Genomic DNA, 12,111 nt, shown 5'->3' with positions numbered 1-12,111 from the left:
AAACTGTTCGTTCTTCTTTCACTTTTTACATCAAAAACATAAAACCACTTAAGGAATGAGTCCATAAGTGGTTTTATTATTTACACATAATTCAATTATTAGGAATCTCCTTTTTTCTCCCAAGGTAATCTATCAATATTATTAGGTCTAATAGTCGGAAGGTCTTGCCCTAATTCTTTAGCTTTCTTCTTTTTTTCCTCGAAGTCTTTTCGGGTTTCCCAAGGATTCCAATACCACTCAGAAGGCTCATGAGATTCATTCATAATTGTTTCCATTTCTATGGCTACTTCTGGGTAATCTTTAGCTAAATTATTTTCATTGTAAGTATCTTCTTCCACCAAATACAATTCTAAAGGAGCATCACTATCTGCTCTGAATGCTTTCCAAGGTCCTTTACGAACAGCCTGTGCTCTTTGTCTTGAAAAGTAAAGTGCTCGATCATTGAAAATATCTGTATTCTCATTTTTGAAAAACGGAACTAAGCTATTTCCATCAGTTTTAGGAACCTCCTTTATGTTTGCCAATTCGGAAAAGGTACTGAATAAATCGGGTAACCAAACTGCTTTTTGAACTATAGATGGTTGGATATGTCCTTCCCAAGTCATAAAGAATGGTATTCTACATCCTCCTTCAAAAATCGAGAATTTTCCTCCAGTAAAGGGACCTTTGTTTTTTAACCAAGGGTCATCTTCCCATTTTGGGGCATTTCCTCTTCCCATATACCCTGCCATTGAATAGCCATTATCTGAAGAAAAAACGATGACTGTATTTTCATAAATCCCTTTCTTCTTAAGAGTTTCAATCAATGTTCCTGTAAAAGTATCAATTCGTTGAACCATAGCGGCCCATTCTCTCTGCTTCTGAGGAATATCAACTCGGTCTTTCATATTCCCTAAACTGTCAATAATCACAGGCCCATGTGGTAGCTGAGTTGCATAGTAAAGAAAGAATGGTTCTTCAGAATGTTTATCGATAAAATTTAAAGCTTTTTCTTCAAAAACAGCCTCAGAGAAAACAGCATTCTGAGGGTCAGCAACCTCTTCAAGAATCAATTTTCCTTGCTCATCATAACTATTCAAAAGTTCTTTTGGTGGATTAGGAATATTATTGGCATAACGCTTATTCATATCAAACCCTGCATTGGCTGGATATGTAATTTTCTTATCATTTTCCCAAAGATAATCAGGGAAAAAAGTATGAGCCCTCACTTGATCATAATACCCAAAGCTATAATCAAATCCTTGTTTATAAGGCACCCCTTCTGTTTGAGGCTGTCCAATTCCCCATTTACCAATAAAAGCTGTTGCATAACCTGCAGATTTCAATACTTCCGCTACTGTTATGTCAGAATCTAGAAGGTGATCTTGTCCTCTTGCACTACTATTAACTCTTACTCGTCCATGACCAGTGTGAAGTCCCGTCATCACGCTAGATCGAGAAGGAGCACATTCTCCAGAGGCAGAATATGCCTGTGAAAAACGGATTCCTTGTTTACATAGTTGATCTAAGTTTGGAGTTTTATATTGTTTTTGCCCATAAATACTTAAATCTTTATAGCTAAAATCATCTGCAATAATGTAGATGATATTGGGTGATTTCTTACTTTTTTTATTTGGCTTTTCATTCTCTGCAACTCCTTTTGTGTTACAAAATGATAGACCGATTAACAGCATCAAAAAGCCTTTCCATATTACAGTTCTATTTTTCATTCTACCTGTATTTATGTCACCAAGTTATTCCCAAATCAAAAAATACGGTTATCAAAAACCTTCAATCTTAATCAATGATATCTGCTGTAAGTTACATTCAGTCCTACTTTTACAATAGCTTTCTTCAATTTTTGAATTGTCTTAACTGAGAATTCGTGTAGTAAAGCCCCTTATTTTTTCACTATTGCACAATAGAATTGCTCAAATCAACCGAATGGACTTATGGGAAAACAATAATATGATTTTAGTCAATCGATTTTTTATGTGCTCACTACTTTAGGTGTAACATCAACATCTAAGATTGATGTCATTCTGAATAAAGTTGGGATTATTGAAGTAAAATAAGATGAAGAGAATTTTAATAAGTGCTCTATTCTTGTGCATTTCAAGTTTAGGCTTCGCACAAAAAGTAGAATTTGGAGACAAAAACAAATTGAACTTAGCTCCTACCCCTCCAATGGGTTGGAATAGCTATAATAGTTATGGAGCTGCAGTTACAGAAGATGAGGTAAGAGCCAATGCCAAATATATGGCTGAAAATCTGAAACAATATGGATGGGAATATGTGGTGGTTGATTACTGTTGGTCATACCCTCACCCTCCAGGAAGTATACAGAATAACCCGCCTCAATTCCGTTTGAAAAAAGATAATGCTCCTGTACCATGGTTAGCAATGGATGAGTTTGGACGTCTCCTACCAGATCCAAGACGATTCCCATCTTCAGCTAATGGAAAAGGATTTAAAGAGTTAGCCGATTATGTGCACTCATTAGGTCTGAAATTCGGTATCCATGTCATGAGAGGTATCCCGAGACAAGCGCATTGGGCTAATTCTCCAATAAAAGGAACAGACGGTATCACAACTCAAATGATTGCGGATACTACATCTATCTGTCCTTGGTTAAACCAAATGTATGGGGTGGACATGGATAAAGAAGGTGCACAAGCTTATTATAATTCTTTATTGGAGCTCTACTCAGAATGGGGAGTAGACTTTATTAAAATGGATGATATTGACCTTCATGAAAACTATACCTACAGAGCATCTGAGGCAGAAGCATTCAGAAAAGCTGTAAATCAAGCTGAACGCCCAATGTTATTGAGTTTATCGCTTAATATGAAATACGAGCACAAAGAGCACGTGCAAGCTTGCGGTGATATGTGGAGAATCTCTAAAGACTTTTGGGATGAGTGGTCGTTACTGAAAAAGCAATTCAAATTATGTGCGCAATGGGCGAACATTAGCGCGCCTAACAATTGGCCTGATGCAGATATGCTACAATTAGGATGGATTTCTAGAAGAGGCCCTCACGGAGATGAAAGAGAGTCAAACTTTACAGATGTTGAAGAACGTACGCATATGAGCCTTTGGGCAATCATGAGATCACCTCTAATGATGGGTGGAGACATGCCTGATAACTCTGAGTATATAAAATCACTTTTGACAAATCAAGATGTAATCGATGTTAACCAAAAAGGGATTTTGAGTAAGGAACTAACTAGAAAAGGGGACCTTGTAGTTTGGGTTAGTCGTATGCCTGAGTCTGGCGATTACAATATTGGTTTATTCAATCTTTCAGATGAAGATACTGACGTATCAGTGAGCTGGAAAGAACTTGGATTGAAAGGAAGCTGTACTGTTAAAAATTTGTGGGATGGAAAAACAGAAGGGAAATTAAAAGGAAAACTTTCTCGTAAAATCCCTGCTCATGGTTCTGCTCTTTATCGTCTTACTCCTAGTCAATCAAAGGACAGAAGAATTGCAAAATTGTAATTTAAGATGATTAAATTTTAGCCTAAGAACATAAACTTTCTTGGGCTAAAATTAATATTTGAGATATAGATTTCGCCTTTTAATTTCTACAAAAAAATATATCATATGGACGACTTTACCCTGAGAGATACATTTTATACGGAAAAGTACATTTTCTACATATCGGATTAAAATACCCCCCTCTCTAAAAACTAAATATTAGTACCCATTTAGTCAATTAGGCAATTGATAGACTTAAATGAACAAGCAAGTATAATATTATACAAGTATCTTTCCAACACCTATTACACATGCGATTTACAAACAAACCGGAAAAATTATGATAAAATCATTTCTAGCATTTTACAAGAAGCCCATTGGGGTCATGAAAAAGAATAGAAACCATTTATTGCTTATCTATTCTGTATTAGCATTTACATTAGCTATTTTCTTTTTTGGCTTATCGGCATTGGCCTAAATAGAAATAGTAAAGTAACACCATTATTAAATCAAGAGGACATTATTAAGCCCTGTTTTTCATCTTAAATGAGAAACAGGGCTTTTATTATTTAGAATATAATTACTTTCTGAGAATTATGTTCTTCGATAACTTAAGTACTAGGACATAAGAAAATGGGTAATACTATCCTTAGAATTTGCGAAGCTAGCGAGTGCAACATCTAAGGTTTGATTGATGAGAGTAAGAGTCTTCAGACTCGATTTTATATACATTTTTCGAGTCTGAAGACTCTCTCTTCCATTTATGAGTTCTTAGAGCAACTCTAAGAACAGTAAATTTTTATCCCGAAAACATCTGTCCTAGTACTTATTATTAATTGAAGCATAAAAATGATCTCCTAAAAATTGATTTGTGTATTTGCGGCATCTTCGATCAGTATCGTCCAATCTTTGTCCAATTCTGGAGCCGCAGCAATTTCTTGTAAACCTCCTTGTACGGCTTTTTGCGCTTTCACAAACTTTCCTGTTCTTGGGTTATACCAGCGGATGTTGAAAGTTTTCGCTTTGGGTAAATCTACTGTAAAAGCTTCTCCTTTTCTTTGGTAAATCACATAGATTTCTCCCTTTTTGTAGAAGCAATAATCATTTTTACCTGCTACAAAATCATCGTCTGCAATCATCTGATCGACTGGAAGCTTTCTGAAAAACTGTAAAGCATAACGGGATTGTTGCCACATTTCATGACGACTTCTCCAATCTTCACAGGTAAGATCTGAATGTTCATGATCGTAGCCAAAATACCATTCTACCCCTGTACCTCCTGCCATAAAAGTGCCCCAAAGTGCTGCCGCTCTAGCCACATCATGCGTAGGATTATCTTTATCTGGAACGAGCGAATGCTTGGCATCTCCTGGCTCATCACAACTGACCACCCAAGGTCTTCCTGCTTCTTCAGAGGCTTTGAGCCAATGCAAAATATGTGGATGAACTTGTCTGAAATCAACTTGATGGGTTTGTAGCGAAATACCCGTTAATTTTGATTTATTGCCCAAAAGATCATCATAATACTGACCGTTATGGATCACTAAATGGTGTTGGTAAGGGTCATTTTCAGCAAAATAATCTGCCATGGCTATTCGTTGTGCTGTAGTCTGAGGGACAGTTCTAAACCTTTTTGTCCATAAACCATTTTCTTCTCCCAAATTCCAATTTAAAGCCAAATGATGCCCAAATCGAGCCATCAATTCACGATAATACAAACGTCGTTCTCGTCCTGTATCACCTTTATCCAAAAGCCCTTGATTTTCTACTTCCTGTGTTTTGAAGTGCAAGAACATGCCCTTTCGTTCGCCATGCGCAAAAATGATTTCCCACTGTGCCAATTTGGAAACATCAAAACGGGTATAATCTGTATAATCTACATAAGGGAATACATTTTGGTCATCACCAACAATATTTAAGGTCAAAAATGAAAAAGCATTCATGCCTTGCGCCGCCAAATAATTGATTGCTCCAATCAAGGCTTTCCCTTTTCCGTCTTGCCAAGTCGGATCACCCGTTCTCCAATCTTGTAGGTGGGCTTCCCATTTTTTCACCAAATGATCTTTATGTCCATCGGTATGAAAAGTCCCATCAAAATCTTGGTAGGCAAGCAAGTTTTCGGGAGCGTCTGCCCCTGTTTTCAAAAACACTTCTCCTGTTTCTGCAAACCGCAGATAACGAGTGCCATTATATTGTAAACGGCCTTTGGCTCTCAAGTCATCCGCTGCTTTATCTGAGGCTGAAATTTCAAATTCACCTGTTATTCCATCCATAAAACCCGCACTTTCAAACAATTCAGGAGCATCTGATACCGCTACATTTTCACCTTTCAGAAAACGGACTTTATACGTCCATTTACCTATTTTATTGGGGGTAAAATGCACTCTCCAAATATGACCTTTGCTTGCTGAAGTATTCGCAGCATCTCCGTCTGCCGCAAAATATCCAGGAACCCAAACTTTTTCATCTTCATTTTCAAAAAGTATATCCAAACGATAAGATGTAAATGGATTGGGTTGGGCATTTTCTTCGGTTTTTGGCCCCTTAAAAGAAAAACTAAGCGTGTGCCACTTTTGATATGCGCCATTAATCTCTTGCGCTCGCATCTGAGGCATTGCGGAAACGAAAACAAGAAGTAAAACTAGGTACTTTTTCATGCCATTTAATTTTTTGTTAAAAACACACTTAAAAGTACTTTTTGCCGCAAGGCTTAGATAATTCATTTGTACAATAAAATGCTACAAATGAGCTATTAAAATTAGAAATGGACGATTTGAATAACAAGACTCAACTTTAACGGATTGGCCTAAGAATGTAACTAATCGAACAATTTGTCGCTACTTTTTTAGTGTAGCTTGAAAGTAGATCAGATCAAATTCTAACCTCACCTAAATCATATGCAAAACAAAAATTATGTACTACTCTTGTGCTTCTTATGCATGCCATCCGTATTGAGAGCCCAAGTACAGAAAGCCCCGAATATAGTAATGATTATCGCTGATGATCATGGAAAAGAAGCCATTGGGGCTTATGGTAATCCTGTGATTAAAACGCCAGCGATTGACCAATTAGCCAACGAAGGCATCCGTTTTAATAATGCTTTTTGTACTTCGGCAAGTTGTAGCGCCAGCCGTTCGGTGATTTTAACGGGAAAATTCGGACACAGTACTGGGCATTACGGACATGCACATGCATACCATCATTTTAGTACATTTGATGGAGAGAAAAGTCTGCCCATATACTTGAAGGAAGCAGGCTATCAGACAGCAAGAATCGGGAAATACCATCTTGCGCCAGAAGCTGTTTATAAATTTGAGACCGTTTTAGGTGGCAATTGCCGAAATCCGGTTTCGATGGCAGAAACCTGCGAAGCTTTTATTGAAAAGACAGAGAAACCGTTTTTCCTTTATTTCTGTACCTGCGATCCACACAGAGGTGGAGGCGTCATTGAATCCCATCCTTACAAACCCGATGTTTTTGGAAATAAAAAAGAAGGCTACAAGGGAGTTGAAACGCTTAGTTACACCACAGAAGAAGTAATTGTACCTCCTTTCTTGCCAGATACAGAAGCCACACGTCAAGAATTAGCGCAATATTATGAGTCCGTAAGTCGGGTGGATCAAGGTGTTGCTCGTTTGATTTCTATTTTGAAAAAGAACGGGAAATACGAGAATACCATAATTCTTTACCTTTCAGATAACGGAGTGGCATTCCCAGGAGCAAAAACAATGCTTTATGAAGCAGGAATGGAATTGCCACTTATCGTGAAAATGCCCAATCAACATGATAAAGGAACACAAAGAGATCAGCTTGTAAGTTGGGTTGATCTTAGCCCTACGCTGTATGAATTGGCCACCGGAAATGCATTGGAAGATGTGCAAGGGCTTTCTTTCAAAAAAGTATTGGAAGATAAAAATGCAAAAGGAGCAGCGCAAATCTATGCGGCGCACAACTTTCATGAAGTGACGATGTATTACCCCATGCGTGTCATCCGAAACCAAGATTACAAGCTGATCTACAATATTGCATACCCACTCACTTATCCTTTTGCCTCAGACCTTTGGGCATCGGCGACTTGGCAATATGTAGCGCAAAATGAGATGGAAAATTACGGGCAACGCAGCATCGAAAGCTTTTTACATCATCCACAATTTGAGCTTTATGACCTAAAAAATGACCCGAACGAGACCGTAAACCTGATCAACTCGCCACATCATCAAGAGATGTTGAAATCGATGGTCAGTCAACTCAGAAACTTCCAAGAACGCACCAACGATCCTTGGCTATCTAAATGGAAATATGAATAAAAATGTAAGCTTAACATATCACATGAGACCGTTTTATATTTATACACTGCTATTTCTGTGTGCTTTTTGGACAGGTGAAAAGGCTTGTTTCGCACAGAATTTCAATAATAGTTTGGGGGAAGATCACTTCCAAAACCCCATTATTTCGGGCTTTCATCCTGACCCTTCTATTTGTCGGGTTGGGGATGATTACTACTTGGTCAATTCCTCTTTCGAGTGGTTTCCGGGGGTGCCGATTTTTCACAGTAAAGACCTCGTCAATTGGCAACAGATCGGGCATGTTTTAGATCGGAAATCACAGTTGAATATGGTTAATACCAAAGCTTCTGCGGGTATTTGGGCACCAACGATCAGATATCATGAGGGGAAATATTATGTGGTCGTGACCTGCAAGCAAAGTAAAAATGATTGCAATTGCGGTAACAACTTTTATGTGACCGCAGACAGCCCTGAAGGACCTTGGTCTGACCCAATTTGGATCAAGAATTCTTTAGGTATTGACCCTACCATCTTTTGGGATGATGATGGAAAGGTGTATTACTTGGGTTCTACTCACGAATTTGGAAGAAATTGGGAGGGCGAAGATCGAATTTACCTCCAAGAACTTCAATTGGAAACAGGCGAGCTTCTCGGAAAGCCTCAATTCCTTACAAGTGGTCATGCCAGTAATGCTAGATTTACAGAAGGCCCTCACATCTACAAGATAAAGGACAAATACTTGCTATTGGCTGCTGAAGGTGGCACATGGAACGATCATGCAATTACAGGTTTTTTAGCTGATTCTATTACTGGCCCATACGCACCCATTCATGCCAATCCCTTACTTACACACCGACATTTGGGCAAGAACTACCCACTTACGACCATCGGTCATGGCGATTTGGTACAAACACAGCATGGCGATTGGTGGGGGGTTATGCTCGGTGTCCGAAAGTTGGATGGCAATTATTACTTGGGGCGAGAAAGTTACCTCACAGCAGTAGAATTTCAAGGAACAAAACCCGTATTCAATGCAGGAATTGGAAAGGTACAGCTCAAAGAAAAACGACCTGATTTACCCCTTTTTCCATTTACTGAAAACCCAATACGTGATGATTTTACAGCAGAAAATTTAGGTTTACAATGGAACTTCCTTCGTACTCCACAAACTGATTGGCTCATTCAGGATACACAAAAAGCCCGTATCGGTTTACCCCTACGCGCAGAAAGTGTAAAAGAGCGAGCAAATCCATCTCTTTTGGCTAGAAGGCTCGAACATTTTGAGTTTGAAGTAAAGACCAAAATGACTTTTTCTCCAAAGAAAGAAAATGAAACAGCGGGTTTAATTGCGCTGCAAAATGAGCGTTTTCACTACCGTTTTTGCCTCGTGAAAGAAGGAAAAGAAAACTTCCTCACGATCGTAAAAGCATTCAATGCTAAAAATCGTAAAGTCTATAAAGAAACAGAAGTAGCGAGAGTGCCATACGCTGCTAAGGAGGTTGTACTTGGGATGAAAGTAAACGGTATGGACATTCAATTCTATTATGGTAAATCAGAAAATGAGCTGAAAGAAATCGGCGCAGTACAATCGGCAAATGCGCTTTGTTCTAACTTTTCGGGCGGATTTATTGGCGCTTATGTAGGAATGTATGCTAGCTCAAACGGTCAAAAAAGTAAGCAAACGGCTTGGTTTGATTGGTTTGAATATGCTCCTAATAAGAATGTAGTGCCATAAGCTTTTAAAAGAAAACGTGTATTATTTCAGTAAACTGATAATACACGTTTTTCACTTATGTTCTACACTTATTTATGCTAATGATTTCAATCTACCTCTCCTCAAAAATGAGAAAATAAAAAAGCTTATAGGGATCAATCCGTTCTCTGTAGCCTCCACAACATCAAACTTCATGTCCCCATAAACTATGATCTTAAATATCTTCCTTAAATAGTTCTAGTTTAAAACAATTGATTGTTTCGTATACGTTGGGCCATTTGATTGCATATTTCCATCTTCGTCAAACCAAATAGGGTCATATACTAAATAAGGGGAGCCTCCAGGTTGAATGCCATGACAAGAAAGCCAATACCTTCCATCAGGCCCTTTAAATATTTCATTGTGCCCCACTTGATTGAAAGGACTGTTTGGATCACCGCTCCATTCGAAACCTGCTTGAGCAACTTTATCTTTATTCATTGCTCCATAAAATGGATTACTTTCATATTTCACCCAAGGCCCAGTAATTTTATCAGATGTTGCATAACCAATTTCATAACCTCTCGTCCAACTCGAATAGAAAAGATAATAGGTTTCTTTGTTTTTAATCACGTAAGCACCCTCAATTCCTATGGCATCCCAAGTATGATATTTCGCCACTTTGTCTTTCAATCGGCCATCATAAGCAGGTTCTTTCAATCTATTCCCATGTTCATCTAGGGCATAATCTACTTTTCCTGGTCGGATTGCGGATTGTGGTTTGGTTAAAAATTCCCCTTTTTCAAGATCAATTTTTGCAAAACCAATCCCAAATTGGCGGCCTTGATTCCAGAAAGCATACACTGAGCCGTCTTCTTCCTCAAAAAAAGTAAGGTCATTCCCTTTCATCAAGGGTTTTTCATCGGTGACTACAGTATAAGGCCCTTCAATTTGATCGGCTACGGCATAGCCCCCAAATTGTCCTACATAACCTAGCTCATCATTCCGACAGTTGAACAGTGCATAGTATTTTCCTTTGATTTTCTGAATTTCTGGAGCCCAAAATCTACGATAATACCATTTTTCTGCTTGTGGTCTTTCTACAATATATTTGACAAACTCCCATTTGAGCATATCTTTAGACCTGTACAGTGCCACTCCTTTATTCAGACTTGAAGGGTCGTTTTCATTTTCTTGTCTTGACCAATGCGGATAAGAAGTTCCTGTCAGGTACCACCAATCCCCGTCTTTTAAAACTTGACAATCTCGTAGTCCTTTAGGGTCTAATCCGTCAGAAATCGGATTTTGGTATTCAAATACAGCTTTTTTTTCATGCGAATTCTGACACGCTCCAAAAAGTAATCCGAAAAAGGATATTACTAAAAATGATATTCTTGCGCTCATAGCTATGGGGTTAGATGCTTTTATAAATTGAAGTTTTGAACTTCTTCTTTTCCTGGTTTTGCGTAAAGTGAATCGTAGACCTCAACTACAATCTCTCCGTTCTCTTTTCGGATGTCCATCGGAACAAGTGTGAGTCCTTGCTTATTTATGGTATATGCCTTCTCTCCATTGTCTGCTTTTCCTGCATCTACAGCTTCACGACTGGTGTAAGTACCATTTAGGAAAGCCGTACACCACCATTTCCCTTCTTTATCTTGAAAGGGTGTTCCATGTCCCATAAAACGTCCTGCGAATTTGCGAGGGCCATAAGGTCCAGTGAGTTGATCGGCAGTGCAATAATATAAATTGTAAGAACCTTTACGCATCTGGTCGGTACTCCAAGCCGTCCCGAATAGCACATACTTATCGTCTATTTTGAAGATGTAACACCCCTCATGGCCAAGCTTACGATCACTCGGTCCAATCTTAATGGTTTCACCCTCATAACCCGAGAAGTCAGGTTTCAAAGCTCTAATTTCAGCACATTTAGAGACTAGCCACGTTTTTCCTTCCTCAAAGAATAATGCAGGATCATGTTGATGACCAAATCCTTTGAATATTTCTTCAAAAGGTCCTTCCAGCGCATTGCCTTTCGAGCGCATCAAAGTACCCGATTGAAGATTTGAGGTGCTCAACACCAACCATTTATTATCAACTTGATAGATTTCTGGAGCCCAAATCATTGGTGTTTTACCTCTCTCTTTACTTTTACGGTCTAGCTCTTTCGCCCATTGATAATCTCTATAATCGAATTGAACTCCGAGATCTTCCCAATCTACCAAATCAGCACTTCGGTAAAATTGCATAGCTGCTTCTGCTGAGGGATAATCACTATTTCGTCTAGTACAAGACAAATAATAATAACCATCTTTTGCCAAATGAATAAAAGGGTCACGCATCCATACACCATCCATCAGATGAACCGCTTCTTTGCGTTGCTCCAATTGTTCTTTTTTACTGATTTGATTTTTACTAGCATTTCCTTCTTCAATACTTCCTTGTAGTTGATGAGGCTTGGGTGTACATGCTAATAAAATGACACCAAATACTACTGTAAAAGTTAATTTTCTAAATATAACGAAAATAGTCATGTTCATCTGTATTGCGCTGATTCTGTCCGAAACCTACAAACTAAATTCTGGAACTGAATATCACATTTGGACAATAATTCAAAAGGGCAAAAGCTAGATTAATCTGAGTATTTCAAGCTTAAATCCGATTAAGACT

7 protein-coding genes are annotated in these 12,111 nt (G+C 38.4%); 3 read left to right on the top strand and 4 right to left on the bottom strand.

Features of this window, described 5'->3' with window-relative positions; translation table 11 throughout:
* Positions 1 to 98: 98 nt before the first annotated feature.
* The gene (locus BC781_RS22005) at positions 99 to 1,709 is read right to left on the bottom strand and encodes an arylsulfatase (RefSeq protein ID WP_109622026.1); all 1,611 of its coding nucleotides are present in this window, start codon (positions 1,707 to 1,709) and stop codon (positions 99 to 101) included.
* Between the two features lie 346 nt (positions 1,710 to 2,055).
* On the opposite strand from BC781_RS22005, the gene BC781_RS22000 reads away from it, so the two are divergent.
* Positions 2,056 to 3,483 (top strand): glycoside hydrolase family 27 protein, encoded by a 1,428-nt coding sequence (locus BC781_RS22000; protein WP_109622024.1) that lies wholly within the window; start codon positions 2,056 to 2,058, stop codon positions 3,481 to 3,483.
* Between the two features lie 836 nt (positions 3,484 to 4,319).
* Here BC781_RS22000 and BC781_RS21995 read toward each other — a convergent pair.
* Positions 4,320 to 6,119, bottom strand: a complete 1,800-nt coding sequence (locus tag BC781_RS21995; RefSeq protein WP_109622022.1) for a DUF5060 domain-containing protein — start codon at positions 6,117 to 6,119, stop codon at positions 4,320 to 4,322.
* A 240-nt stretch (positions 6,120 to 6,359) separates the two neighbouring features.
* Between BC781_RS21995 and BC781_RS21990 the strand changes: the two genes are divergently transcribed.
* Both BC781_RS21990 and BC781_RS21985 read left to right on the top strand, forming a co-directional pair.
* Entirely contained in the window at positions 6,360 to 7,769 is a 1,410-nt protein-coding gene (locus BC781_RS21990) for a sulfatase family protein (RefSeq protein ID WP_109622020.1), read from the top strand.
* A 22-nt stretch (positions 7,770 to 7,791) separates the two neighbouring features.
* Positions 7,792 to 9,483 (top strand): glycoside hydrolase family 43 protein, encoded by a 1,692-nt coding sequence (locus tag BC781_RS21985; RefSeq protein WP_109622280.1) that lies wholly within the window; start codon positions 7,792 to 7,794, stop codon positions 9,481 to 9,483.
* Between the two features lie 216 nt (positions 9,484 to 9,699).
* Here BC781_RS21985 and BC781_RS21980 read toward each other — a convergent pair whose 3' ends face one another.
* Both BC781_RS21980 and BC781_RS21975 read right to left on the bottom strand, forming a co-directional pair.
* Positions 9,700 to 10,845, bottom strand: coding sequence for a glycoside hydrolase family 43 protein (locus BC781_RS21980; protein ID WP_109622018.1), 1,146 nt, complete (start codon positions 10,843 to 10,845; stop codon positions 9,700 to 9,702).
* Positions 10,846 to 10,865: 20 nt separating this feature from the next.
* The gene (locus BC781_RS21975; protein WP_109622016.1) at positions 10,866 to 11,981 is read right to left on the bottom strand and encodes a family 43 glycosylhydrolase; all 1,116 of its coding nucleotides are present in this window, start codon (positions 11,979 to 11,981) and stop codon (positions 10,866 to 10,868) included.
* Positions 11,982 to 12,111 lie beyond the last annotated feature (130 nt).

The organism is Sediminitomix flava (assembly GCF_003149185.1).
In the GTDB taxonomy this organism is placed as follows: Bacteria; Bacteroidota; Bacteroidia; order Cytophagales; family Flammeovirgaceae; genus Sediminitomix; species Sediminitomix flava.
Note: the sequence above shows the minus strand (reverse complement) of the source record. Positions and strands in the feature narration are given on the sequence as shown.

Bases quoted from the DNA above. Each gene is read 5' to 3' on its own strand.
- BC781_RS21975 (WP_109622016.1), bottom strand. From the start codon at position 11,981: ATGAACATGACTATTTTCGTTATATTTAGAAAATTAACTTTTACAGTA.
- BC781_RS22005 (WP_109622026.1), bottom strand. From the start codon at position 1,709: ATGAAAAATAGAACTGTAATATGGAAAGGCTTTTTGATGCTGTTAATC.
- BC781_RS21990 (WP_109622020.1), top strand. From the start codon at position 6,360: ATGCAAAACAAAAATTATGTACTACTCTTGTGCTTCTTATGCATGCCA.
- BC781_RS21980 (WP_109622018.1), bottom strand. From the start codon at position 10,845: ATGAGCGCAAGAATATCATTTTTAGTAATATCCTTTTTCGGATTACTT.
- BC781_RS21985 (WP_109622280.1), top strand. From the start codon at position 7,792: ATGAGACCGTTTTATATTTATACACTGCTATTTCTGTGTGCTTTTTGG.
- BC781_RS21995 (WP_109622022.1), bottom strand. From the start codon at position 6,119: ATGAAAAAGTACCTAGTTTTACTTCTTGTTTTCGTTTCCGCAATGCCT.
- BC781_RS22000 (WP_109622024.1), top strand. From the start codon at position 2,056: ATGAAGAGAATTTTAATAAGTGCTCTATTCTTGTGCATTTCAAGTTTA.